The 25,464-nt window shown below is 71.7% G+C and carries 19 protein-coding genes; 13 read left to right on the plus strand and 6 right to left on the minus strand.

Annotation, left to right across the window (positions count from 1 at the left end):
- The first annotated feature begins 18 nt into the window (after nt 1-18).
- The 3 genes from VFV89_RS20925 to VFV89_RS20935 are packed head-to-tail and all read left to right on the plus strand — an operon-like array spanning nt 19 to nt 2,985.
- Complete coding sequence (locus VFV89_RS20925; protein ID WP_329707915.1) at nt 19-1,215, plus strand: branched-chain amino acid ABC transporter permease; 1,197 nt, start codon at nt 19-21, stop codon at nt 1,213-1,215.
- Nucleotides 1,208-2,197 carry an ABC transporter ATP-binding protein gene (locus VFV89_RS20930; RefSeq protein ID WP_329707916.1) on the plus strand — a complete coding sequence of 330 codons (990 nt, stop codon included), beginning with the start codon at nt 1,208-1,210 and terminating at the stop codon, nt 2,195-2,197. Before VFV89_RS20925 ends, VFV89_RS20930 begins: the two co-directional genes overlap by 8 nt.
- Nucleotides 2,194-2,985, plus strand: a complete 792-nt coding sequence (locus VFV89_RS20935; RefSeq protein WP_329707917.1) for an ABC transporter ATP-binding protein — start codon at nt 2,194-2,196, stop codon at nt 2,983-2,985. Before VFV89_RS20930 ends, VFV89_RS20935 begins: the two co-directional genes overlap by 4 nt.
- On the opposite strand, the gene VFV89_RS20940 is transcribed toward VFV89_RS20935, so the two are convergent.
- On the minus strand, nt 2,953-4,194 hold the full coding sequence (locus tag VFV89_RS20940) for an MFS transporter (RefSeq protein WP_329707918.1): 1,242 nt from the start codon (nt 4,192-4,194) through the stop codon (nt 2,953-2,955). The genes VFV89_RS20935 and VFV89_RS20940 overlap by 33 nt on opposite strands.
- A 60-nt stretch (nt 4,195-4,254) precedes the next feature.
- On the opposite strand from VFV89_RS20940, the gene VFV89_RS20945 reads away from it, so the two are divergent.
- Complete coding sequence (locus tag VFV89_RS20945; protein WP_329707919.1) at nt 4,255-4,770, plus strand: MarR family winged helix-turn-helix transcriptional regulator; 516 nt, start codon at nt 4,255-4,257, stop codon at nt 4,768-4,770.
- Nucleotides 4,771-5,264: 494 nt separating this feature from the next.
- Here VFV89_RS20945 and VFV89_RS20950 read toward each other — a convergent pair whose 3' ends face one another.
- Nucleotides 5,265-6,653 (minus strand): ABC transporter substrate-binding protein, encoded by a 1,389-nt coding sequence (locus tag VFV89_RS20950; RefSeq protein WP_329707920.1) that lies wholly within the window; start codon nt 6,651-6,653, stop codon nt 5,265-5,267.
- 202 nt (nt 6,654-6,855) lie between these two features.
- Nucleotides 6,856-7,605, minus strand: coding sequence for a DUF554 domain-containing protein (locus VFV89_RS20955; protein ID WP_329707921.1), 750 nt, complete (start codon nt 7,603-7,605; stop codon nt 6,856-6,858).
- Nucleotides 7,606-7,713: 108 nt separating this feature from the next.
- Between VFV89_RS20955 and VFV89_RS20960 the strand changes: the two genes are divergently transcribed.
- Both VFV89_RS20960 and polA read left to right on the plus strand, forming a co-directional pair.
- Nucleotides 7,714-8,310 (plus strand): GNAT family N-acetyltransferase, encoded by a 597-nt coding sequence (locus VFV89_RS20960; protein ID WP_329707922.1) that lies wholly within the window; start codon nt 7,714-7,716, stop codon nt 8,308-8,310.
- Between the two features lie 29 nt (nt 8,311-8,339).
- Nucleotides 8,340-11,030 carry a DNA polymerase I gene (gene polA, locus VFV89_RS20965; protein WP_329707923.1) on the plus strand — a complete coding sequence of 897 codons (2,691 nt, stop codon included), beginning with the start codon at nt 8,340-8,342 and terminating at the stop codon, nt 11,028-11,030.
- A 6-nt stretch (nt 11,031-11,036) separates the two neighbouring features.
- Here the strand turns inward: polA and VFV89_RS20970 are convergent, their stop codons facing one another.
- Nucleotides 11,037-12,284 (minus strand): lipopolysaccharide biosynthesis protein, encoded by a 1,248-nt coding sequence (locus VFV89_RS20970; protein WP_329707933.1) that lies wholly within the window; start codon nt 12,282-12,284, stop codon nt 11,037-11,039.
- 87 nt (nt 12,285-12,371) lie between these two features.
- Between VFV89_RS20970 and VFV89_RS20975 the strand changes: the two genes are divergently transcribed.
- Entirely contained in the window at nt 12,372-14,072 is a 1,701-nt protein-coding gene (locus tag VFV89_RS20975; protein WP_329707924.1) for a hypothetical protein, read from the plus strand.
- 65 nt (nt 14,073-14,137) lie between these two features.
- A complete protein-coding gene (locus tag VFV89_RS20980) occupies nt 14,138-14,290 on the plus strand; it encodes a hypothetical protein (protein WP_329707925.1) in 153 nt (50 codons plus the stop codon).
- A gap of 1 nt (nt 14,291) precedes the next feature.
- Here the strand turns inward: VFV89_RS20980 and VFV89_RS20985 are convergent, their stop codons facing one another.
- Nucleotides 14,292-15,443, minus strand: coding sequence for a glycosyltransferase family 4 protein (locus tag VFV89_RS20985; protein ID WP_329707926.1), 1,152 nt, complete (start codon nt 15,441-15,443; stop codon nt 14,292-14,294).
- Between the two features lie 47 nt (nt 15,444-15,490).
- Between VFV89_RS20985 and VFV89_RS20990 the strand changes: the two genes are divergently transcribed.
- The 5 genes from VFV89_RS20990 (at nt 15,491) to VFV89_RS21010 (ending at nt 23,562) form a co-directional block, all read left to right on the plus strand.
- A complete protein-coding gene (locus VFV89_RS20990; RefSeq protein ID WP_329707927.1) occupies nt 15,491-16,399 on the plus strand; it encodes a decaprenyl-phosphate phosphoribosyltransferase in 909 nt (302 codons plus the stop codon).
- Complete coding sequence (locus VFV89_RS20995) at nt 16,396-17,736, plus strand: FAD-binding oxidoreductase (RefSeq protein ID WP_329707928.1); 1,341 nt, start codon at nt 16,396-16,398, stop codon at nt 17,734-17,736. Before VFV89_RS20990 ends, VFV89_RS20995 begins: the two co-directional genes overlap by 4 nt.
- A 62-nt stretch (nt 17,737-17,798) precedes the next feature.
- On the plus strand, nt 17,799-18,554 hold the full coding sequence (locus tag VFV89_RS21000) for a decaprenylphospho-beta-D-erythro-pentofuranosid-2-ulose 2-reductase (RefSeq protein ID WP_329707929.1): 756 nt from the start codon (nt 17,799-17,801) through the stop codon (nt 18,552-18,554).
- Between the two features lie 44 nt (nt 18,555-18,598).
- Nucleotides 18,599-19,360, plus strand: a complete 762-nt coding sequence (locus VFV89_RS21005; RefSeq protein WP_329707930.1) for a class I SAM-dependent methyltransferase — start codon at nt 18,599-18,601, stop codon at nt 19,358-19,360.
- On the plus strand, nt 19,357-23,562 hold the full coding sequence (locus VFV89_RS21010) for an alpha-(1->3)-arabinofuranosyltransferase domain-containing protein (RefSeq protein ID WP_329707931.1): 4,206 nt from the start codon (nt 19,357-19,359) through the stop codon (nt 23,560-23,562). The genes VFV89_RS21005 and VFV89_RS21010 overlap by 4 nt, the downstream gene beginning before the upstream one ends.
- On the opposite strand, the gene VFV89_RS21015 is transcribed toward VFV89_RS21010, so the two are convergent.
- Nucleotides 23,531-25,273 carry a hypothetical protein gene (locus VFV89_RS21015; protein ID WP_329707932.1) on the minus strand — a complete coding sequence of 581 codons (1,743 nt, stop codon included), beginning with the start codon at nt 25,271-25,273 and terminating at the stop codon, nt 23,531-23,533. The two genes, VFV89_RS21010 and VFV89_RS21015, sit on opposite strands and share 32 nt — an antisense overlap.
- Nucleotides 25,274-25,464: the final 191 nt, after the last annotated feature.

Here is a 25,464-nt window from a genome sequence, read left to right on the forward strand (position 1 = left end):
AAGGGACAGGACGCAGCGATGGACGACATCCAGGCAATCCTGCGGAACATGATGCAGGTCGCCGTCGACCCCACGACCGCCGCGGTGGCGATCGCGGTCATCGGCCTCAACATCCACTTCGGCTACACCGGCCTGCTCAACATCGGCCAGTCCGCCTTCATGCTGCTCGGTGCCTACGGCATGGCGATCTCGATCACCCAGGGCTGGCCGCTGGTCGTGGCCGTCATCGTCGGGCTCGCGATCGCCTTCGTGTTCGCGCTGGTGCTCGGCGTACCGACCCTGAAGCTGCGCGGTGACTACCTCGCGATCGTCACGATCTCGGCCGCCGAGATCGTCAGATACGTGGGCAGATCGGTGGGCTACGAGCGGCTGTTCAACCTCACCGGTGGCGCCCAGGGCATCGCCGGCAGCAAGTACCGCTCGCCGTTCTCGAACCTGTCCTTCTTCGGCAGCGGGAACACCACGCTCCTCGAGTTCAACTACACCGACGTGGCCAACGGTGCGACGTGGGTGCGGCTGGTGGGCTGGGTCCTGGTCGTCGGCCTGATCTGGACGGCGATCCGGATCGCGCGCGGCAAGATCGCCCTCGAGAGTGTGACGAGGACCGTCGCGCTGGTCGTGCTGATCCTCCTGACCGCCCTGCTGACCTTCTTCCTGGTGCCGGTCAACCAGCAGGACACCGGCGTCGACGGCTGGTGGTTCACGGTCGTGACCTGGGTCCTCGTCGGCATCAGCCTGCTGATCGTGGTCGGGCTCACTCGCAGCCCGTGGGGCCGCGCGCTCAAGGGCGTGCGCGAGGACGAGGACGCGATGCGCAGCCTCGGCAAGAACGTCTTTGCCATCAAGATGCAGGCGCTGGTGATCGGCGGCCTGTTCGGCGCGATCGGCGGGATGATGTACGTCCTGCCGGGCTCGGTGCAGCCCGACGCGATGGGCCGCAACATCACGTTCTTCTGCTACACCGCCCTGCTGCTCGGCGGCGCGGCCACCATCTGGGGGCCGGTGCTCGGGTCGCTGATCTTCTTCGTCGGGCGCATCGGGATCATCGGGATCGCCAACACCTACCTGTCGTCGGACAAGTACATCAACATCATGAACGGCCAGCAGACCAGCCAGTTCGCGTTCATCCTCGTGGGCGTCGCGCTGATGCTGCTGGTGATCTTCAGACCGCAAGGCATCCTGGGCGACAAGAGGGAGCTACGGTTCAATGTCTGAGACGACGACCGCCCGCGGGCTGGCCGATCCCGCTGCCCGACGCGAGCTGATGTCGAGCGTCGCGGCCGAGCCGGGCTCGCCGAAGCCGGACTCGATCCTCAAGGTCGACAACATCGTGCGCAACTTCGGCGGCATCATCGCCGTCGACGTCGACCACCTCGAGGTGCAGCGCGGCATCATCACCGCGCTGATCGGCCCGAACGGCGCCGGCAAGACGACGTTCTTCAACCTGATCACCGGCTTCGACCGGCCGACGTCGGCCGGGTCCGGCGCACACTGGAGCTTCGACGGCGCCACGCTCGACCGCACCTCCGCCTCGCGGGTGGCCAAGTCGGGGATGGTCCGCACCTTCCAGCTCACCAAGGCGCTGAGCCGGATGACGGTGATGGCCAACATGATGCTGGGCGCCCAGAACCAGGCCGGCGAGAACCTCGCCAAGTGCCTGTTCAAGCCGTTCTGGGGCGCGCAGGAGAAGGAGGTCGAGGCCAAGGCCATCGAGCTCCTCGAGCGGTTCAAGCTGCTGGAGAAGCGCGATGACTACGCCGGCTCGCTCTCCGGCGGCCAGCGCAAGCTGCTCGAGATGGCCCGCGCGCTGATGAGCGACCCCAAGATGATCATGCTCGACGAGCCGATGGCCGGTGTGAACCCCGCCCTCACCCAGTCGCTGCTCGGCCACATCCAGTCACTGCGCGACGAGGGCATGACGGTGCTCTTCGTCGAGCACGACATGCACGTCGTACGCCACATCTCCGACTGGGTCGTCGTGATGGCCGAGGGCCGGATCGTCGCGGAGGGCCCGGCCGACACGGTGATGTCCAACCAGGCCGTCATCGACGCGTACCTAGGTGCCCACCACGACACCGACCTGGGCGACGACGCCCTGCTCACCGACGCCACGCTCGAGCAGCTCGAGAAGGAAGTCGCCGAGGAGGACGCCCAGCGCGAAGAAGAGCGCGAGGCCGAGGAGGAGAGCCGGTCATGACCACCGACACCCAGCCGAGGGCGGGGCAGCAGACCGCAGTCATCGAGGCCAAGGACGTCGTCGCCGGCTACCTTCCCGGCGTCAACATCCTCAACGGCTGCTCGCTGGTCGCCTACCCCGGCGAGATGATCGGCATCATCGGTCCCAACGGCGCCGGCAAGTCGACGCTGCTCAAGGCGATGTTCGGCCTGGTCAAGATCCGCTCCGGCAGCGTCCACCTCGGCACCGAGGACATCACCAACCTGAAGGCCAACACCCTGGTCGAGATGGGCGTCGGGTTCGTCCCGCAGACCAACAACGTCTTCCCCTCGCTCACCGTCGAGGAGAACCTCATGATGGGGCTCTTCCTGCGCCCCAAGAAGGTCCGGGAGCGGCTGAGCTCGATGTGGGACCTCTTCCCGGCCCTCCACGAGCGGCGGACCCGGTCGGCCGGCGCGCTGTCCGGTGGTGAGCGGCAGTCGCTGGCCATGGCCCGGGCGCTGATGATGGAGCCGTCGGTGCTGCTGCTCGACGAGCCGTCCGCCGGTCTGTCCCCGGTCCGCCAGGACGAGACGTTCATCCGCACCCGCCGGATCAACAAGACCGGCGTCTGCGTGGTCATGGTCGAGCAGAACGCGCGACGCTGCCTGCAGATCTGCGACCGCGGCTACGTGCTCGACCAGGGCAAGGACGCCCACACCGGCACCGGCCGGGAGCTGGCCAACGACCCCAAGGTCATCGAGCTCTACCTCGGCACCCTCGCCAAGGACGTGGAGTCAGGCGGCGAGGACCTCGTCCCCGACGAGTGACTCGCGCCGCTCGAGCCGGCGTACGTCGCCCGAGGTCAGCGCGACCAGCACGCTGCCCACGATCACCGCGCCCACGACGGTGAGCCAGCCCCTGGCGCCCACCAGGGCCGCCATCGGGCCGGTGAGCACCAGCCCGATCGGCCGGGCGATGAACGAGCCGATCATGTCGAAGGAGTAGACGCGGGCCAGCTTGTCCGGCTCGACCTGCTCCTGGATCGACAGGTCCCAGCCGACGCTGAAGATCTCGAGCCCGAACCCGTGCAGCCAGGCACCCAGGAGCACCACCGCGAGCGAGTCCGACCAGGCCATGGCCAGCGGGAAGGCCGCGGTCAGCGCGAGGAAGCAGGTGCCGACGAACAGGGCGTGCCGCGGCCGCCAGCGCAGGGTCACCAGCCCACCGGCGACGAAGCCGACCATCATCGCCGAGAGCGCCCACCCCCACGCGGGCCGCCCCAGCCCGTCGCCGACGACGATCGGGCCGAGCACGCTCTGGGCGCCTCCGTAGAACAGGTGGTAGAGCAGGGCCTGGAGGATCAGCAGCCACAGCCAGGTGTGTCTCATGACCTCGCGGAACCCGGACGCCACGTCGCCCCACAGCCCCTCGCGGGTCCCCGCGGCGGCGACCGGCGGTACGTCGATCCGGGTGAAGACGGCGGCCGCGACGGCGAACGTCAACGCGTCGAAGGCGAGCGCCCAGCCACTGCCGACCCAGACCACCAGCAGCCCGGCGACGCCGTTGCCGACGATCATGGCGACGTTCTGGGCGATCCGGCGCCAGGAGATCGCCCGCTGCAACAGGTCGGCCGGGACCGTCTGCTGGGTGATCGCGGACGAGCTGGGCGTCCCCAGCGCGCTCAGGCAGCCGTTGACCATGCCCAGGACGGCCAGCACGGGGATGCTGGACCAGCCGCCGATCAGCGAGAGCGCCACGACGCCCTGGACCACGGCCGCCGCGGCGGCGGAGCCCTCCATCATCACGGTGCGGGGGAGCCGGTCACCGAGGACGCCGCCGAAGAGCACCGCGCCCACGTCGGCGAGGGCGTAGAGGCCCACGACGAGCCCCAGCTGGGACGCCCCACCGCCGAGGTCGAGGACCGCGAACGCGAGCGCCACGGGGGCGATGCCGCTGCCCAGGAGGTTGATCGTCGTGCCGGTGACGAGCCAGCGGAACGGCGCGTGGCGGAGCGGGTGGTCCCCCGAGGTGCGCATGCACCGCACATTATTCGCTAGCGAAATATTCGTCAACGAAATAACTGGTAGAGTCCCATCGTGGTGAAGGACGGAGCCGACCTGCACGTGGAACGCTGGCGAGACCACTGGGTGCTCGACAAGGGCTTCGACGACGAGGTCGAGGCCATGACCGTGCGGGTCTGGACCATCCACAAGCGGTTCCGCGCCGCGACCAAGGAGGCGGCGGCCAAGGTCGGCCTTCAGGACTTCGAGTACCAGACCCTGCACGCGCTGATGATCCGCGACACCCCCGGTCGCGCCTCGCCCGGCGAGCTCGCCCAGGAGCTGGGGGTCTCCAACGCCGGGGTCACCGGCCGGCTGGACAGCATGGAGAAGAAGGGCTGGGTCAAGCGGATGCCCGGCGTCGACGACCGCCGCCGCGTCGAGGTCGAGGCCACCCGGGAGGGGCTTCGCCTCTGGCGCGAGGCGATGGAGCTGCGGGGTTCCGTCGAGGACGAGGTCGCCACTGCCCTGACCAAGCAGGAGCTGGTGACGCTGAACAAGCTGTTGAAGAAGATGACGTTGCAGATCGAGGCCCGGAACGCCGAGGGCTGACCTTCGGGGTCGGTCGCTTCTGTTGTGGCTTGTGTGGCGGCCGCGATCCGGTAGGCGCGCGGGCACCCACGGGCCCACCGGTGGTCTGCGGAGGGAAATCGGCACCTGGTGCCGGAGAACCTCGGCAAAGACCGGTCCAGCGGATATGCACCGCATCTCGGCGTCCTGGGTGGCCAATACGCGGTGCACATCCCCGGAACACGCCCCTGGGGGGCCGCGCATGCGGGGCGGAGCTTGCTCCGCCCTTGCGCGCCCCAAAGCGCGCCGCTGGTTGCGGTGTGCTACGCGCGCGGCCGCCCACCCGGATCCGACACGAGAGCCGGATATCCGGTGACCCATCCGCTTCTCTACCGAGATCTCGGCACACGAGCTCAGGGGTCGCTACAGAAGCCCGGTCGCGCGGCCGCCACACAAGCAGGTGAACCGACCAAGAAGGCCCCGGACCTTGCGGTCCGGGGCCTTCTTTCGAACTCTGACTGGACTACCTCAGCCGATCACTGGGGCTTGGAGCCCTCGACCGTGGTCTCCAGCGTGTAGGAGTTGTCGTCGCCGTACTGGTAGATGCCGATGAAGGCCGACGACGGGTCGTTCTCGTCGTCGATCGGGCCGATGCCCGACGGTCCGGCGTACCGGATCTCCTTGCCCTCGCCCAGCAGCTTGACGCAGTCGGCGTAGGTGTTGCACTCCTCGCCGTCGGTGGCCCCGGAGACGGCGGCGAAGTTCTTCTGCACCGACGCCGAGTCGTTGCTGCCGCCCTTCACCGCGGCGAGCGCGGAGAGGATGGTGGCGTCGTAGGACTCAGCGCCGTAGGAGAAGTCCTTCATGTCCTCACCGTTGGCCTGCTTGTACCAGGCGACCAGGTTGTCCTTGAACCCCTGCTCGGGGTCCTGGCCGGGCAGGGTGCCCTGCGCGCCGGCGAGGGTGCCGGGCTCGAAGTCCTGGCTGTAGTCGGACAGGTTGCCGTCCACGAAGTAGGTCTTCGACATGTCCCAACCGGAGTTGGCCAGCTCGGGCACGATCGACTTGGTCTCGTCGAAGGCGATGATGACGATCGCGTCGGGCTTGGCGGCGGTGACCGCCTGGACCTCGGCGGAGAACGTCGTCTGGCCGGCGGGGAACTCGTCGCCGTCACCCTTGCAGCCGTAGACGCACTTGCCGCCGGCGGCCTCGATGGTCGCCTGGGACGCGTTGCGAAGGCCGGTGCCGTAGGTGTCGTTGAACACCAGGTAGCCGACGTTGGTGTAGCCGTCGGAGGTGATCAGCGTGCCGAGCGCGTTGCCCTGCACGGTGTCCGGCGGGGCGGTGCGGAAGTAGAACGGCGAGTAGCCGGACAGGTCGATCGCGGTGTTCGCGGGGGAGACCTGGGTGATCTTGGCGTCGGTCAGGGTGTCCACGAAGTTGAGGGACACGCTGGAGGACTCGGCGCCGATGACCACCGACGGCTTGGAGGCGACCATCTGGCCCGCCGACGCGGTCGAGATCGACATGTCGGTCGAGTCACCGGAGTCGAGGACCTGGTGGCAGGCCTTGACGCCGTTCACGCCGCCCGCGGCATTGATGTCTGAGACGGCCAGACCCACACCGGCGACGGCCGGAGGACCGAGGAAGGCGAGGTTGCCGGTCAGGGGCAGGATGCCACCCACCTTGAACGCGTTGTCGCTCGTCGCGCTGGCGTCGCACTTGTCGTTGGTGAACGCGGCGGCAGTCTCCGACGGCGCGGCCGACTCGGACGCCGAGGTGTCGCTCGACGACGGTTCGTCGCTCGCGCTGCCGGAGTCCGAGTCGTCGCCGCAGGCGACGAGTGAGAACCCCATGGCGGCGCCCATGGCGACTGTGGCCGTCAGCCGCCGGAACCGCCTGGTGGCGATGGTGGATCGATTCACGTCGTGAACCTTTCTTCTAGTGAGTGCACTTCACCGCGGCCCGAACCCCCCGAATGCGCCGGGCACAGCACGGCCACCGTAGTGTCACCAGGCGTGGTCGCGCTCCGAGGAACACTCTCGTTAGCGAACCGTTACGTCAATGCGCCACACGGGTCACAACATGGTGTATTCGGGCTAGGGGTGGGCTATGGACGCCGCTCGCTCAGCTGTGCAACGCCGCCGCGAGCTCCACGAGCAGGGGCGCGACGACCAGCGCAGGCAGCAGGTCGGCCACCGGGATCTCCCGGATCCGGAGCAGCCGGAGGGCCACACCGACCAGCAGGAGCCCGCCCGCGGCGGTGATGGCCGCCAGGTGTGCGTCCGGGAGCACGTCGCCGAGTGCCAGGCCGACGAGGGTGAGCCCGCCCTGGACCACCAAGATCGTCACCGCGCTGGCCGCGACGCCCCACCCGAACGACGCCGCGAATGCGATCGCGGCGAACCCGTCGAGCACCGACTTGAGCAGGATCTGCTCCGCGCCGTTGCCGAGCCCGTCGTTCAGGGACCCCAGGATCGTGAGCGGGCCGGTGCAGAACACCAGGGACGACACCACGAAGCCCTCGATGAACCTGGCCCGTTCCGCCGACTCCGTCTCGCCGGCGAGCCGTCGCTGCAGCCAGCCGCCGAACCCCTCGACCCGCTGCTCGATGCGGAGCAGGGAGCCGGCGATCCCACCGATCAGCAGGGAGCCGAGGACGATCAGCATCGGGGCACTGTCGCCGACCTCGTCGGACAGGTCCGGGGAGAGGACCTCCATCGCCGAGGTCGCCGCGATGAGCAGTGTGACCAGGCCCAGGGCGTCGGTCACGAGGTCCCTGGTCCGTACCGGTAGCCGGTTTCCGAGCAGCACTCCCACCGTGGCGCCGATCAGCACCGTGGTGACGTTGACGAGGGAGGCGAGACCCGGTAACAAGGAGGCTCCTGGGGTGAGGGAGGGCGGGGCACAGTCTCGCGCATCGGTACTCCCTGCCACGAGCGACCACGAGCGACCACGAGCGATCACGAGCGACAGGGGTCACGGATGAGCAGGCAGCCTGTGTCGATGCGTCAGGCGACGGTTGCCGACGTCCCGTTCCTGGTCGAGCTCTGGTCCGACGTGCTCCGCCGGGCCGACCGCCAGGATCAGGTGCACGACCTCGAGCTCATCGTCAAGGAGGCGGCCGAGTCCGCCGAGCGCCGGCTCCTGCTGGCCGAGTACGCCGGTGAGCCCGCCGGTGCCGTGCTGCTGCGCGTGGTGCCGATGACCCCGCTCGACCTGGAGCCGACCGTGCAGGCGGTGGCGCCCTCGGTCACCCCGAGCTTCCGGGGCAAGGGCATCGGCAGTGCGCTGATGGAGGCCGCGGTGCTCTGGGCCGAGGACCTCGGCGTCGCCCACATCTCGACGGCCGCCCCCTCGGGCTCGCGCAACGGCAACCGGTTCATGGCCCGCCTCTCCCTGCGGCCCCTGGCCATCGTTCGCGCGTCCTCGCCCTCGCTCGTGCGGGCGAAGCTGGCCGCGATGCAGCCCGGCCCGGCCCGGGCCTCGGACCGGGTGGCCGGCCGCCGGCAGCTGGTCCAGGTGCTCGCCGTACGCCGCCAGCTCAGCCGCCGGACCGGCAGCGGCACCGGGACCCACTGACTGTCGGTCGGGGTGAATAGGCTGGCGGGGTGACCGAGGGTCCCGCCAAGCTGCTCCTGCTCGACGGCCATTCGCTGGCCTACCGCGCGTTCTTCGCGCTGCCCCTGGAGAACTTCTCGACCACCACCGGCCAGCCCACCAACGCGGTGTTCGGCTTCACCTCGATGCTGATCAACGTGCTGCGCGACGAGCGGCCGACGCACATCGCGGTGGCCTTCGACGTCTCCCGGCAGACCTTCCGGATGGAGGAGTACGCCGACTACAAGGCCGGCCGCAACAAGACCCCCGGCGAGTTCTCCAGCCAGCTCCCTCTCATCGAAGAGGTGCTGACCGCGATGCGGATCCCCTTCCTCAAGAAGGAGGGCTACGAGGCCGACGACATCATCGGCACGCTCGCCACCCAGGCCAAGGCCGCCGGCATCGAGACGCTGATCTGCTCCGGCGACCGCGACTCCTTCCAGCTCGTCGACGAGGTCACCACCGTGATCTACCCGATGCGCGGGGTGTCGGAGATGAAGCGGATGACCCCCGAGGCCGTCGAGGAGCGCTACGGCGTCCCACCGGCCCGCTACCCCGAGCTGGCCGCGCTGGTCGGCGAGACCTCCGACAACCTGCCGGGCGTCCCCGGCGTCGGGCAGGGGTTCGCGGCCAAGTGGCTCAACCAGTACGACGGGCTCGACAACCTCATCACCCACGCCGACGAGATCACCGGCAAGAAGGGCGAGGCGCTGCGCGAGCACCTGGCCGACGTGATCCGCAACCGCCGGCTCAACGCGCTCGTCTGCGACCTCGACCTGGAGGTCGGGCCGGCCGACCTCGAGTGGCCCTCCTACGACCGGCAGGCGGTGCACACGCTCTTCGACGGGCTCGAGTTCACCGTGCTCCGCACCCGGCTGCTCGAGGCGCTGCCCACCGAGGAGGAGGCGGCGATCGACGACTCCGGGTTCGACGTGTCGATGCGGGTCCTCGGCGAGGGCGAGCTCGCCGGCTGGCTGGCCGAGCACGCCTCGAGCGGCGCCCGGGTCGGCATCCACCCGGTCGGCCACTGGCGGGCGGGCACCGGCGACCTGATCGCGCTGGCCTTCGCGACCGAGGAGGGCGCGGCCTACGTCACCACCGACAAGCTCGACGTCGCCGACGAGGAGGCGCTGGCCGTCTGGCTCAAGGACGCCTCGAAGCCGAAGGTGCTCCACGACGCCAAGGGCCCGATCCTCGCCTTCGCCGCGCGCGGCATGCCGCTGTCCGGCCTCGAGCGCGACACCGCGCTGTCGGCCTACCTCGCCCGCCCCGACCAGCGCACCTTCGACCTCGCCGACCTCACCGTCCGCTACCTCAAGCGCGAGCTCCGCCAGGGGCCGGCCGACGACGGCCAGCTCAGCCTCGACGGGCTCGACGGGTCCGGCGGCGGCGGGCCCGGTGAGACCGAGATGCTGCACGCCCGCGCGGTGCTCGACCTCGCTGCCGCGCTCGACGAGGAGCTCGAGCAGCGCGGCGGCACCCGGCTGCTCACCGAGGTCGAGCTGCCCCTGGTCGACCTGCTCGCCCAGATGGAGCGCACCGGCATCGCCGTCGACGGCGACCACCTCAGCGCCCTGGAGGACCACTTCGCGGCCGAGGTCAAGCTGGCCGCCGAGGAGGCGTTCGCGGTCATCGGCAAGGAGATCAACCTCGGCTCGCCCAAGCAGCTGCAGGTGGTGCTCTTCGACGAGCTGCAGATGCCCAAGACCAAGCGCACCAAGACGGGCTACACGACCGACGCCGACGCGCTGCAGGCCCTCTACGTCAAGACCGAGCACCCGTTCCTCCTGCACCTGCTCCGGCACCGTGACGTGACCCGGCTGCGCTCGACGATCGAGGGGCTGCTCAAGACCGTCTCGCCGGACGGCCGGATCCGGACGACGTTCAACCAGCTGATCGCGGCCACCGGCCGGCTCTCGAGCACCGACCCCAACCTGCAGAACATCCCGATCCGCACCGAGGAGGGGCGCCGGATCCGCGAGGGCTTCGTGGTGGGGGCCGGCTACGAGTGCCTGCTGACCGCCGACTACAGCCAGATCGAGATGCGGATCATGGCGCACCTGTCCCAGGACCAGCTGCTGATCGAGGCCTTCAGGTCCGGCCGCGACTTCCACTCGATCACCGCCTCGCGGGTCTTCGACGTGCCGGCCGACGACGTCACGGTCGAGATGCGGGCCAAGATCAAGGCGATGAACTACGGGCTCGCCTACGGCCTCTCGGCGTTCGGCCTGGGCGCTCAGCTCGGCATCGAGCCGTCAGAGGCGCGCGGGCTGATGGATGAGTACTTCGAGACCTTCGGTGGCATCCGCGACTACCTCAGCGGGATCGTCGACGAGGCCCGCCGCAGCGGCTACACCGAGACGAGCATGGGCCGGCGCCGCTATCTGCCCGACCTCACCTCCGACAACCGCCAGCGCCGTGAGATGGCCGAGCGGATGGCCCTCAACGCGCCCATCCAGGGCTCGGCCGCCGACCTGATCAAGATCGCGATGCTCAACGTCGACCGGGCGATCAGGGACGCCGGGCTCGGCTCCCGGATGCTGCTCCAGGTCCACGACGAGCTGGTCTTCGAGGTGGCGCCGGGGGAGAAGGACGCGCTCGACGCGCTGGTCCGCGAGCAGATGGGCTCGGCCGCCGACCTGCTGGTGCCCCTCGACGTCTCGGTCGGCACCGGCCGCTCGTGGCACGAGGCAGCGCACTAGCACGGGCTAGGCCGAGGGACGGGCCTCCACCGGCACCGGCTCGGAGACCGCCGGCCGGGTGAGCAGCGCCAGCCCGAGGAGGATGACGAAGACGGTGCTGTCGACCAGCAGGACCAGCAGGACCAGCTCGTTCGCGGTGCTCATCGACACGGCCGCGACCACCAGTGCGGCCAGGGCGGTCCAGATCACGATGACGGCGCGCCCCTGGCGCCGGGCAAGTGCGGAGTAGACGAGCAGCTGGATGATCGCGAGCAGGGTGCCGACGATCGCGAACTTCCAGAGGTCGTCCTGGATCGCGCTGAAGTCGTCGCCACCGACGAAGAGCAGCGCGAGGTCCGGGAACAGCAGCGTGCCCAGCACCCCCATCGTGCCCAGGGCGGCCGAGGTGGCCACCGCGAGCAGCAGCGTGCTCCGGCTCGTCTCGTCCCTGGACATGGACGGGAACGCGACGACCACCACGAACTGCGGCAGGAAGAGGATCGCCTTGGCCATGATCAGCCCGGCGGCGTAGAGACCGGCCTCGGAGTCCGACATGGTGGCCCGCGCGACCAGGATGTCGGCGTTGGACAGCGCGAAGAAGGCCAGCAGCGCCTGGCTGCTGCTGCCGACCTCGCGGAGGAGGTCGAGGCCGGGGTGGCCCTCGCTGTGCGGCTGGTCGACGCGCGGGCGTCGCAGGGCCAGCCAGCCCACCAGCACCGGCAGGAAGAAGCCCAGGGTGGCGCCCGCCATCGCGGCGAGCTCGGTCGGCCAGATCGAGATCAGGACGAGTCCGATCGCCAGTCGACCGACTCCCTGGGAGATGTAGAGGACCGCGAGCTGGTTCCAGCGCCGCTCGCCCTGCAGGACCCCCGCCTGGGCGCCCATGTAGGTCAGGGGGAACGTGCTGACCCCGACGAGCAGGGCCGTCGGGAGGCTGTGCAGGTGCAGCACCGCGTTGAAGACCGGGGCCAGCATCAGGCAGACGACGCCCGCGACGACGGCGCTGCGAAGGCCGACCCCGAGCACCACCCGCTCGATCGCGACCACCTGGTCGGGGCTGGCCGAGATCCGGCGGGCGCCGGTGGCCTGCAGGCCGAGGGAGAGCACGCCGATCACCAGCAGCGTGCCCATCAGCGCCGAGAAGGCGCCGTACGGCTCCTTGCCGATGACGTGAGCCGTGACCACGGTGTAGCCGTAGGTGCAGACGTTCATCACGCCGATGGCCACGGCGATGACCGCACCGGTGCGCAGCTTGCGCCCCGTCTCGGTGGCCATCTTGCTCACGGGGCAGCAGCCTACGGGCGAAGCGGCGACGGACCCATTCGGACGGTGCCGACCGGACCCGGTGGTTGGATCGTCGCCATGCGGCGCGCGGTGAGGCGGGAGGCGCCGGTCGTGGTCTGGGCGCTGGCCCTCGCGCTGCTGGTCCTCGGCCCGGCGCTGGGGCCTGGGTTCGTGCTCATCCGCGACATGGTGTGGGTGCCCGACCTGGCGCTGACCGGCAACGCGCTCGGAGTCGGCTCGGGGCTGCCGCGGGCGGTGCCGTCGGACGCGGTCGTCGCGGTGGTGGACGCTGCGGTGCCCGGGATGGTGCTCCAGAAGCTCGTGCTCGGGCTGGCCCTCGCGGGCGGCGGTGTCGGCGCCGCCCGGCTGCTCGGCCGCGACAGCCCGCTCGTCCTCCGCCTGGTGGCGGTCACGGCCTATCAGTGGAACGCGCTGGTGGCCGAGCGGCTGCTCATGGGCGCGTGGCCCGTCCTGGTGGGGTACGCCGTGCTGCCGTGGCTCCTGGTCGCCGCGCGGAGCTGGCGCGAGCGGGGGCGACTGCCCCTCTCCCTCCTGGTCCTGGTCCCGCTCGGCTGCCTGAGCGCCAGCGCCGGGCTGGCCACCGCGGTGGCGGTCATGGCGGGGTCGGCCGGCAGGGGCCGCACCGCCCGGGCCGGCCTGCTGGTGGCGGCCGGCAACGCACCCTGGGTGGTCGCCGGGCTGCTGCACGCGGGGTCGGCGACCTCGGACTCCGCGGCCGCCGAGGTGTTCGCCCTGCGCGGCGAGGGCTCGGTGCCGGGACCGCTCGCGGCGCTCACGCTGGGCGGGATCTGGAACACCGACGTCCAGCCCGCGGCGCGCACCGGCGCACTGGGCTGGCTGGCCCTCGTGGTCTTCGTGGGCCTGGCCGTGGTCGGCGTGCGGTCCTGGTGGCGGCGTACGCCTGCGCGCGAGCGGACCACCCTGCTGGTGTGCTGGGCCGTGGGCTGGGGGACCGCCATGCTCACCTGGCTGGCACCGGGGCTGGTCGGCTGGGCGTCCGAGCACATCCCGGGAGTGGGCGTGGTCCGTGACGGCGCGCGGGCGCTGGTGCTCTGCGCCCCTCTGCTGGTGGTCCTGGTCGCGGAAGGGGTCCGGGTCCTGGCCGCGAAGGCTCCGACCGAGCCGGTGGCGCGGGGCGCCCTGGCCGTCGGTGCGGTGCTGCTCCCGATCGCGGTCCTGCCCGGCCTCGCGCTCGGCATCGGCCACCGCCTGGAGCCGGCGCACTACCCCGCGGCCTACGAGCGGGGCCGCGACCTCGTGGCCGACCTGCCGGGTGACCTGCTGGTGCTCCCGCTCTCGAGCTACCGGGCGCCCGCCTGGAACCACCGGCGCCCGGTGCTCGACCCGATCGGGCGCTACCTGCGCCGCGACTACGTGGCCAGCGACGTGCTCCTCGTCGACGGACGCCCGCTGTCGGGCGAGGACCCCCGGGTCGGCGCCGCGGCCCGGGCGCTGGCCGAGCCCACCCCCGCCGAGCGGGCCGAGGCACTGGGCCGGATCGGCATCGGTGCGGTCGCCGTCGACCCGACCGCACCGGGCGACCGGCCGCCCGAGGTCGCGGGGAGGACCCTGCTCGACGACGCGGACCTGCGGGTCGTGGCCCTGGCCGACGTCGACGAGCGCGAGGTCCAGAGCGGCTGGCAGGTCGCGATGGCGGCCGCGTGGCTGGCGTTCGTGGCACCTGTCGCGGTCGCGGTGGCGCTCGCCGTCCGCCGGCGCCGGCGGGCCGAGGGGGCGCAGCCGTTTCCCCTGGAGTGACTGGCGAGTAGCAATCGTCACACCACATCGGCTAGGTTTGCGCGCGGACCAGGGAGGGCCACCGAGTGAAGATCTTGACCACGTTCGCAGCCATGGTCGTGGGTGGGGCGATCGCCGCAGGGTCGCTGTACGGCCTGATCTCCTCCCAGACCGCTGCGCCCGACAAGTCCCCGGTCAACGTCAACGCCCCGCAGTTCGACTACGGGTCGAACAACTAGCTCACTCCGGATCCAGCGCGTCCAGCCGCCGACCCCCGAGCGTCGCGCGCACCACGGCCGCGAACGACTCCTGCGCATGCCCCCACGTGAACGCGTGGCTCGTCACCCGGGCCCCCCGGCCCAGCCGCTCCCGCTCCTCCTCGTCGTCGAGCAGCGCCTCGATCGCCTTGGTGAAGCCGGCCCGGTCGTCGACAAGCACGCCGGAGAACCCATCGACGACGGACTCCTCGGTGCCGCCCGCCTCGCGGTAGGCGACCGTCGGCGTCCGGTGCATGCCGGCCTCGCCGACCACCAGCCCCCAGCCCTCCTTGAGCGAGGGCAGCGCCAGCAGCCACGCGCGCTGGTAGACCTCGTGCTTGCGGGCCTCGTCGACATGGCCCTCGAAGACGACGGTGTCGCCCGCGCCGCGCTGCGCGGCGTACTCGTGGAGCCGTGCCTCCCACCAGCCGCCACCCACGACGTGCAGCCGGAGCCCCGGGTGGCGCTCGCGCAGCTCGAGCACGGCGTCGATGGCGTGCTCGACCCGCTTGTGCGGGACCAGCCGGCCGACCACGGCGATCATGGGGGTCTCGGACCTGCCGCCCTCGACCGGCACCACCGGGTCTGTCCCGTTGTGCACGACCGCGATCCGCGGGCCGCGGACGCCGAGGGAGCGCAGCTCGGTGCGGGTGGCCCTCGACACGGCGACGTACTGGCTGCGCCGGTAGAGCAGCGGCGCCACTCGGCGCTCGATGAACCAGCCGACCTTGCCGGCCAGCCCCGGGTAGACGACCGGCCACTGCTCGCGGTGCACGTGGTGGACGAGTACGACGACCGGCCGGCGGGTGACCAGGCGGGAGAAGAACGGCATGCCGTTCTGGACGTCGACCACGACGTCCGGGCGACCGAGGTCGCCGCGTCGCAGCGCGCGCATCCCCTCGAGGTAGACCGACAGCTTCGTGCCGCGACGCACGAACCGGATCCCGCCCAGCGTCTCCTCGGGCGGCGCGGCGGCATGGGCGGCGCAGAAGATCGTGACCCGCGCCCCGCGGTCGACCAGCCCGGCCGCGATGGTCTCGAGGTAGCGCTCGGCGCCGCCGCCCTCGGGGTTGTGGGTGTCCCGCCAGCTCAGGAAGACGACCTGCTTGCCGTTCAGCACGTCGCGCTCGGACACCCGCTGAACAATAGGGGGCGCTGCTCGGAGTGGGAGGATTCCCGATCATGGTGAGCGACGGCACGGTCGGAGCGTCGGCCACGCCTGACCGTGGCGTGGCCGCGGCGCTGGTGCGCGCCATGCGGCCCCGGCAGTGGGTCAAGAACCTGCTCGTGGTCGCCGCGCCCCTGGCCGCGGGGGAGCTCGGCGACCGTGAGGTCCTGGCCGCGACGCTGCTGGCGCTGGTCAGCTTCTGCGCCGCCTCCAGCGCGGTCTACCTGGTCAACGACACCCTCGACCGCGACGTCGACCGGCTGCACCCGACCAAGCGGCTGCGGCCGATCGCTTCGGGTGCGCTGCCGGTCCCGGTGGCGCTCGCGAGCGCCGGGGTGCTCGCCGCCGGGGCACTGCTCGTGGGCTGGCTCGCGGATCCCGAGCTGGCCGTGCTCGTCGCGGCCTACCTCGTCCTGCAGCTGCTCTACACGCTCTGGCTCAAGCACGAGCCGGTGCTCGACATCTCGATCGTCGCGGCCGGCTTCCTGATGCGTGCGGTCGCCGGGGGCATCGCGGCCGACCTCTACCTCTCCCAGTGGTTCCTGCTCGTGTCCGGCTTCGGGTCGCTGTTCATGGTGGCCGGCAAGCGATACTCCGAGCTGCACACGCTGGGGAGCGAGGCCGGCACCCGGCGGAGCCTGGTCCGCTACACCGACACCTACCTGCGCTTCGTCTGGAGCACCGCCGCCGGCGCCACGGTGATCTCCTACAGCCTCTGGGCCTTCGAGCAGGCTCCCGACAGCGGCGTCCCCTGGCACACGATCTCGATCGCGCCGTTCCTCATGGGGCTGCTGCGCTACGCCGTGGACGTCGACGCCGGCACCGCCGCCGAGCCGGAGGACATCGTCCTGCGCGACCGGGTGCTGCAGCTGATCGGCCTGGCGTGGCTGGTCACGGTCTGCATCGGGGTGCTCACCGCATGAGCCCCCTCCTCACCGGCTGGGGCCGCACCGCCCCCACCGCCGCCACGCTCGTCGAGGTCTCACCCGACGGGGTGCCCGCGCTCCTGCGCAGCCACCCCGACCGCGGCGTCATCGCGCGCGGGCTCGGCCGCTCCTACGGCGACGCCGCCCAGAACGCCGGCGGCACCGTGATCGCACCGATCGCGGGACCGACCACCGTCCGCGACGCCGACGACGGGACGGTGCTCGTCACCGCCGCCGCCGGGACCAGCCTCCACGAGCTGATGGGCGACCTCCTCTCCCGGCACCTCTTCGTGCCGGTGACCCCGGGCACCCGCTACGTGACCGTGGGCGGGGCACTGGCCGCCGACATCCACGGCAAGAACCACCACCGCGACGGCTCCTTCGGTGACCATGTCGTCGAGCTCGAGCTGGTCACGCCCGACGGCCGGGTCCGCACCATCGGCCCGGGGGCCGACGCCGACCTGTTCTGGGCGACCGTCGGCGGGATGGGGCTCCTGGGGGTCGTCACCCGGGTGACGTTCCGGGCACTGCCGGTGGAGTCGGCCTACGTCCGGGTGCACACCGAACGGGTCCCGGGCCTCGAGGCCCTCCTGCGCACGATGCGCGAGCACGACGACGAGTTCCGCTACTCCGTCGCCTGGATCGACACCCTGGCCCGGGGCCGGGCGCTGGGGCGCTCGGTGCTGACCCGCGGCGACCACGCCCCGGCCGCCGAGCTCACCGGCGCGGCCGCCCGGCACCCGTGGCGGGCCCCGGGCGACCCGCGGGTGGCGATCCCGGCCACACCGCCGGTGGGGTTGGTGACCCGGGTCGGCGTGCGTGCCTTCAACGAGCTCTGGTACCGGCGGGCCCCCCGCCGACGGGTCGACCTCCAGCCGATCCCGGCCTTCTTCCACCCCCTCGACCTGGTCGAGGGCTGGAACCGCCTCTACGGCCGCCGGGGGCTGGTGCAGTACCAGCTCGTCGTCCCGGACACCGCCGAGGTGGCCGTCGAGAGCGCGCTCCGGCTGCTCTCCGACGCAGGGCACCCGTCGTTCCTCGCGGTGCTCAAGCGGTTCGGCGCCGGCAACCCCGGGCTGCTCTCGTTCCCTATGCCCGGCTGGACGCTCGCCCTCGACCTCCCCGGCGGACCGGCGCTGGCGCCGCTGTTCCGGGCGCTGGACGAGCTCGTCGTCGAGGCCGGCGGCCGCGTCTACCTCGCCAAGGACTCACGGCTGGCGCCCGCGACGTTCGACCGCATGTACGACCGTGCCGAGGAGTTCCGCAAGCTGCGCCGCGAGCTCGACCCCGACGGCGTGCTCCGGTCCGACCTGGCCCGGCGCCTGGACCTCTGAGACCGACCCCGACCAGACCTCGACCAGACCTCGACCAGACCTCGACAGATCCGAAGGACACCATGCTCAACGCGCTCGGCGAGCCCCAGTCGCTGCTGCTCCTCGGCGGCACCAGCGACATCGCCCTGGCCATCGCTGAGAAGTACGCCGCGAGCGGCGGCCTCCGCGTCGTGCTCGCCGCTCGCCCAGGGCCGCGCCGCACCGGAGCGGCGGCTCGGCTGACCGCGCTCGGCCACACCGTCGAGGAGCTCGACTTCGAGGCCACCGACACCGCGAGCCATCCGGCGCTCGTCGCGGACGCGGCCCGCGGCGGCGACATCGACGTGGCGGTGGTCGCGTTCGGGATCCTCGGCGACGAGGAGGAGGCCTGGCGCGACCACGACGCCGCGGTCCGGCTGGCCGAGGTCAACTACGTGGGACCGGTCAGCGTCGGCACCGCGCTGGCCACGCAGGTCAGGCAGCAGGGCCACGGCACGATCGTCTTCCTGTCCTCGGTCGCGGGGGAGCGGGTGCGCCGCTCCAACTTCGCCTACGGCGCCAGCAAGGCCGGCGCCGACGGCTACTACCTCGGCCTCGGCGAGGCATTGCGCGAGCACGGTGGGCATGTCCTCGTGGTCCGCCCGGGGTTCGTCCACACCAAGATGAGCGACGGCCGGGAGCCCGCCCCCCTCGCCGTCGGCCCCGGCCAGGTCGCCGACGCGGTGGTGGCCGGTGTGGCCGCCCGCAAGGAGCTGGTGTGGGTCCCGGCACCGCTGCGGTTCGTCATGTCGGGGCTGCGGCACGTGCCGCGGCCTTTGTTCCGCCGCCTTCCCCTCTGATACTCACCGGTAACAACAACCACCATCTGGATAGGTTCTCCGCCATGCCTGGTCAGCAGCCTGCTCCGACGCGCCTCGGCGCGCCGTGGCGCGCCGACCTGCGCCGGTCGGTCCGGCTGTTCCGCGACTTCCGCGTCGAGCAGACCGACCCGGCGCGCTTCTACGGCGCCCTGGCCGAGGACTCCGTCGGCCAGCTCTCGGGCTACCTCGACCTCTGCGGCGCGACGATGCTCGACGTCGGGGGCGGCCCCGGCTACTTCCGTGACGCGTTCACCGCCGCCGGGGCGACGTACTGGGCGCTCGACGCCGACGTCGGCGAGCTCTCCGGACAGGGCAGCATCGCCGAGGGGACCGTGATCGGCGACGGGATGCGGCTGCCGTTCCGCAACGACGCGGTCGACCTCTGCTACTCCTCCAACGTCCTCGAGCACGTGCCCGACCCGTGGCGGATGGCCGAGGAGATGCTCCGGGTCACCAGGCCGGGCGGCGTCGCCTTCATCTCCTACACCTGCTGGTACGGGCCGTGGGGCGGCCACGAGACCGCGCCCTGGCACTTCCTCGGCGGCGCGCGGGCCCGGCGCCGTTACGCCCGTCGGCATGGTCACGAGCCCAAGAACAAGTACGGCGAGTCGCTCTTCGAGCTCACCGTCACGCAGGGCGTCGAGTGGGCCGGGCGGCAGCAGCTCGGCGAGGTCCTCGACGTGATCCCGCGATACAACCCGCGCTGGAGCTACGCCCTCACCCGCCTGCCCGGGCTGCGGGAGCTGCTGACCTGGAACCTCGCGATCGTGGTGCGTGCGCGGTGACCCAGGAGCAGACCCGCGAGCGCGCGCTCGACGCGCCAGAGGAGCCTCGCCGGGAGCGGACCCAGGCACCCCCGGAGCCACCGCGCCGGGTGCTCCCGACGACGGCACTGCGCCAGGCCGGCTACGCCGTCATCCTGGCCGCGCTCGCCTTCAGCCAGTCGGCGGGGCAGATGGTCGCCGACACCAAGTTCGACCTGGTCACCGCGCCGCGCCGCTTCCTCGGGACGGCACTGCGCCTCTGGGACCCCGACGCGGCGTTCGGCCAGCTGCAGAACCAGGCCTACGGCTACGCGTGGCCGATGGGCCCGTTCTTCGTCATCGGTGAGCTGGTGCGGCTCCCGCCCTGGGTGGTGCAGCGGCTGTGGTGGACGCTGCTGCTCTGCGCGGCGTTCTTCGGCGTCCTGCGGCTGGCCCGCAGGCTCGACCTCGGCACGCCGACGACCCAGGTGCTCGCCGCCTTCGCCTTCGTGCTCACCCCGCGGATCACGACGCTGCTGGGCGGCACGTCGGTCGAGATCTGGCCGATGGCCCTTGCCCCGTGGGTCCTGCTGCCGCTGGTGCACGCCGCTGAGAAGGGCTCGCTTCGGCGCGCCGCCGCGTTGAGCGCGCTGGTGGTCGCCACCTGTGGCGGGGTCAACGCGATCGCGGTGGTGGCCGTGCTCCCGCTCGGGGTGGTCTTCATCCTCACCCGCGCCCCCGGCCCGCGCCGGTGGCGGCTGCTCGGCTGGTGGACGCTGTTCACAATGCTGGCCACCGCCTGGTGGTGGCTGCCCCTGCTGCTGCTCGGCCGCTACAGCGTGCCGTTCCTCGATTACATCGAGAACGCCACCATCACCACCGTGCCGACGGACCTGGCGCACACCCTGGTGGGGGAGTCGGACTGGGTCGCCTACTTCGCGGGCATCGACTACCAGGCGGGCTTGCAGCTGGTCTCCACACCGTTCCTCATGCTCGACGCCGCGGTGGTGGTGGCGCTCGGGTTGCTGGGCATCGCGCTGCGCGACAACCCGCACCGCCGGTTCCTCACCCTGAGCGTGCTGACCGGGCTGGTCCTCGTCGGCTTCGGGTACGCCGGCGACCTGGCCGGGTTCTTCGCCGCGGACCGGCAGGACGTCCTGGACGGTGTCCTCGCCCCGCTCCGCAACCTGCACAAGTTCGACGTGGTGCTCCGCATCCCCCTCGTCCTCGGGCTGGCGCACGCGATGGCGGTGCTCCCGCGGCTGCTGCGGAGCCCGGACTCGCCGGGCGGCACCCGCGCCGCGATCCTCGCGGTGCGCGCGATGGCCGTGCTGGCCCTGGTCGCGCTGGCCCTGCCGTGGGCCCGGGACGAGATCGCGCCCCGCCAGGGCGTCGAGGCGGTGCCGGCGTACTGGTACAAGGTCGCCGACTACCTCCACGACACCGACGACGGCACCGTGGCGCTCGAGGTGCCCGCCTCGGCCTTCGGCGTCTACACGTGGGGCAACACCCACGACGACGTGCTGCAGGGGCTGGCCGACAGCCCGTGGGCGGTCCGCAACGTGATCCCGCTCGCGCAGCCGGGCAACGTCGACTTCCTGGACGCGGTGACCCGCACCATCGAGTCCGGCGAGCCGAGCCGCACCCTGGCGTCCTACCTCGCGGCCAACGGCGTCGGGAAGCTGGTGGTCCGCAACGACCTGGACCGGTTCCAGACCGGGGCTCCCGACCCGGCCTACGTCCGGAGCGTGCTGAGCCAGTCCGACGGGATCGACCTGGCGCGCTCCTTCGGGCCGAAGGTCGGCTCGAAGCCCTACCAGCTCAACGGCGCCGACCAGGTCCGGGTGGTGACCGGCAACGGCATGAGCACCGTGGTCGGCTCGGTCGACGTCTACACGGTGACGGGGTCGGCCGGCGCCACCCTGGTCACCGATCCCAAGGTCACCGTCGGTGATCCGGGCGCCGGGCTGTCGTCGGCCCAGCGGCTGCTCCGCGCCACCGACTCGGTGCTGGCGGGCGACGCCACCGGCGAGGAGCAGAGCCAGGTCCTCACCGACGGCACCCGGCGCCGCGAGACGAACTTCGCCGCGGTGCGGTGGAACGAGTCGGCCACGCTCGGTCGCGGCGACCCCTACCGGCTCTTCGGCCCCGAGCACTTCCACCGGTTCGACCCGGACCAGGAGCAGCGGGAGACCACCTCTGCCTGGACCGGCGACGTCACCTCGGTGCTGGCCAGCACCTCGCAGGGGTACGCCGACGGCAGGGTGCCGCTGGAGATCGGCTCGCACCCCGGCGCCGCGCTCGACGGCGACCCGGCCACCGCCTGGCGCTCGAACCCGCTGCTCGACCCGACGGGGCAGTACTGGCAGGTGACCTTCAGCAGGCCGACCGACCTCACCTACGTCACCGTCGGGATGCCGGCGGACGGCTCGCCGGTCGACAAGCTCTCCCTGCAGGCCGGCGACCGCCGTGTCGTCGAGGCGGCACCCCGGCCCGGCAGCTCGCGAACCTACGCGGTCGACGCCGCGGGCGTCACGTCGCTCAAGATCGTGGCCGCCGGCCGCGACCCGGGGCTCCCGGGCACCTTCGGCATCAGCGAGGTGCGGATGTCAGGCGTGGACGCGCAGCGCTACCTCGACCTGCCGCTGCCGGACCCGGACATCCCGGTGGACGCGATCACCATGACCCGCGACCCCGACCGATCGGCCTGCGTGCTCGTCGAGAACGCCCTGCCCTGCGACGACCTCGTCGCCTCGCCCGGCGAGGACGGCGACACGCTCGCCCGGCGCTTCTCGGTCCCGTTCCCCGACACCTACCGGATCAGCGGGACGGTCTCGCTGAGGCGGACCACCGACGGGTCCGGGCTGCTGCGCGCCCCGGCCGGCGCCTTCAGCGACGGCAGCCGTCCCGTCGACGTGGCCGAGGGGCCGATCGCGGCTCGCGACGGCGACCTCGTCACGACCTGGCGGGCCCAGGAGGGTGAGCGGCTGACGGTGCGGCTGCACGGGGAGCGTCCCGTCAGCGAGCTTCAGGTCGAGGTCAACCCGGCTGCGGCGGTGTCGCGGCCGACGGTGGTGCGGCTGCGGTCCGGCAGCCGCAGCGTCGACCTCTCCCTGGACGACGAGGGCCGTGCCGAGCTGCCGAGGCCGTGGACGTTGTCGACCTTCTCGCTGCAGGTGCTGCGGGTCGACCCGGCGTACTCGGTGCAGGGCCGGACGTTCGTCCCGCTCGACCCCGGCATCAGCGACATCAAGCTCGATGGCCGCTCGCTCAAGCCGCACCCTGCGCACTTCCGCGTCTTCCCGTGCGGCAGTGGTCCGGACCTGCAGATCGGCGACCAGGTCGTCCAGACCTCCTTCCGCGCCAGCACGCTCTCGCTGCTCCGCGGTCGCAGCGTGCCGCTGGAGGCCTGCGGGAGCGACGAGATCGCACTGGGCGTCTCGGCCACCGACGTCCTGGCGAAGCCGACCTCGCTGTTCCGGGTGGACACCCTGTCCCTGGTCCGAGTCTCGGCACAGCCCTCGACCGCGACCGCGCTGCAGGTGCGGCACGACGGCTCGGGAACGCCGGTCGACGTCACGCTGCCGCGCAGGTCGGGTCCGTCGATCCTGGTGCTGCCGCAGAACTACAACGAGGGCTGGGTGGCGACCACCGGCACCCAGCGGCTCACGCCGCAGCGGGTCGACGGGTGGAAGCAGGGCTGGATCGTGCCTGGTGGCGACGCGGTCACCGTCCACTTCGACTACCAGCCCGAGACCACCTTCCGGATCGCCCTCGCCGCCGGCGCGGTCGGGCTGCTCCTGTGCGTCGCGGCCGCGCTGCTCCGGCCACGGCGGTCGGTGCGGGAGCGGAGGGACCTCCCGGCGCTGGTCCCCGGCGTCCCGGGGCTGCTCGACGTGGTGGTGGTCGTCGTTGCGGGTGGTCTGCTGGCCGGGTGGTACGGCGTCGGTGCGCTCGGCGCGGGGCTCGTCGCGGGCCGGGTGTTCCGCCGCCTCGACCTGTGGGGCGGGCTGTCGGCGGCCGCCATGCTCCTGGTCGGCGCCGGGCTGACCTGGGACCGCATCACCGAGGCGAGCTGGGCCAACGAGTGGCGTCAGGCGTGGAGCCTGGTCGCGGTGGCCTGCCTGACCGCCGCGCTCGGCACAGCGCTGCCGAGCGGGCTCCGGGGGCTGCTGCCGTGGGGACGTCGCGGCCGGCCCCAGCGGGCGGCGGTCACTCCGGGATCTTCGTCGTCCCCACGGTGAGCGAGGACACGCACAGGCGGCTCTTCGGGTCCACTCCCGAGATCCGCACCGCGTCGTACGCCGCGTCCCCCGGCAGCTCGAGGACGTGCCGTCCCGCCAGCAGGTGTGCGTCGGTGGCCACGTCGCCGATGGTGATCGTCGCGCCGGTGTCGGCGTCCGCGGTGTAGGCCACCCGGAGCCGCCAGCCGAAGCCGAGGACCGGCCCGTCGAGCGGGACGGCCCGGTCGGACCGGACCGGGTAGCCGCAGGCGGCCGGGGGCGGCCCCTGGGCGTTGCGGGCCGGGTCGAGGTCGGCCCGGACCAAGCGGCCCTGGTCGTCGAGGACGTAGTAGTCGTCCTGTACGACGGTCGGGAGCCGGAAGTGACCGCGCAGCGGCGCGAGTGCCTGTCCGTAGTCGTTGACCGGCGGTCCGAGCACCCACTCGGGGACGGTCGCGTCGACCAGCGTCACCGGGGACCCCTGCTGTTGAAGGGTCCGGGTCGCGCCAGTGAGGAACGGCTCGGGCGACCGGTCGCCGAGATGGAGCAAGGGGTAGCTCCGTGCGCTCGTGATGCTGAATGCCGTGAAGGTGCCCAGCGCGATCAGGACCACCCACGGGCGGTCGACCAACGTGCCGGCCGTTCGCACGCTCGACGACTCGACGGCACGCTCCACGGGCAAGAACGCCAGTCCGAGCGCGAGTGCCATCCCGAGCCCGACCGGGACGAAGAAGCGCAGGTCCAGGGCGATCCCGGGGCCGAACAGTGACCGGCTGCGGCCCAGCAGGATGATCCCGAGCGCGAGCTGGCCGGCCGGGATCAACCACGCTCGGAGCCCTCGATCCCGGGCGATGGCTGACAACGACAGCACGGTCCCGGCCACGACGTATCCGATCAGTCGCGTCAGTGCGCTGGGTGCGACTTCGAGCTGGGCTGCCCAGGCGACGTGCCAGCCACCCGGTCCTCCGATCGCCGCTGCCGGCAGCGCGGTCAGGGAAGCATTCGTGATGAACGCGCTCCAGTCCGGTGGCGTCGGCGACGGGATCGTCTCCCAAGCCGTGGAGAAGTAGATGCCGACGTACGCCGCACCGATCGCGCCCAATGCGACGACGGACCCGCGGTGATGTGCCCAGACGTGGCCGATCCGCTGGCCGATGGTGCCGGACGCGAAGTAGCCCAGGGTGATCACGACCAGCGGCACAACAACGAAGAGCGTCAGCTCGGCGAAGACCAGCCCCGCCACGAGCCAGGCAGAGCTGGCGACCAGATCCCGGGCCCGGCCGTCCCTGAGGTAACGGACGTGCGCGGCCAGGCAGAGGCAGGTGGCCGCGAGTGAAGGGAGATGGTTGATGCCAGCGGCCCACCAGGCGGTCGCGGGGATGAGGAACGGGCTGACCAGGAAGTACGTGAGCGGCACCAGGATCGCGGGCCGGCGACCGAACAGCGTGAGCAGGAGGTGCAACATGGCCAACCCGCACAAGGCGTAGAGGACTCCCACCTGGGCGATGGCCACGGCGTACTCGTACGGTCCGCTGGCCGACACCAGCCAGGCCAGGAGGCGGCCCCCGGGCATCAGGTGCCCGTAGTACGGCTCGACCAGCTGGTGCGCAGTCAGCGGGGCGGCGGCCGCGGCGTTGGTCAACACCAGGTCGTCGAGGTAGAACCAGGTGCGCTGAAGCAGCCACACACGCAACCCGGTGGCGGCAGCGATCGCGAGGAGGCCGACAAGCACGACCCTGTTGAGCTGACGCGTACGTGCCCTTGCGTGCGAGGTGCCAGGACCGGTCCGGTCGAGGGTGTCGCTCAAGGGGCGATCTCGGGCGGGGGCGCCACCGCCCGCGCCGGCTCCATGCGCGAGAAGTACCGGATGTCCTTGAACCGGAGGATCGGCTTCTCGAACAGGTAGAACGACACGGACGCCAG

The organism is Nocardioides sp., from assembly GCF_036274455.1.
GTDB lineage: Bacteria > Actinomycetota > Actinomycetes > Propionibacteriales > Nocardioidaceae > Nocardioides.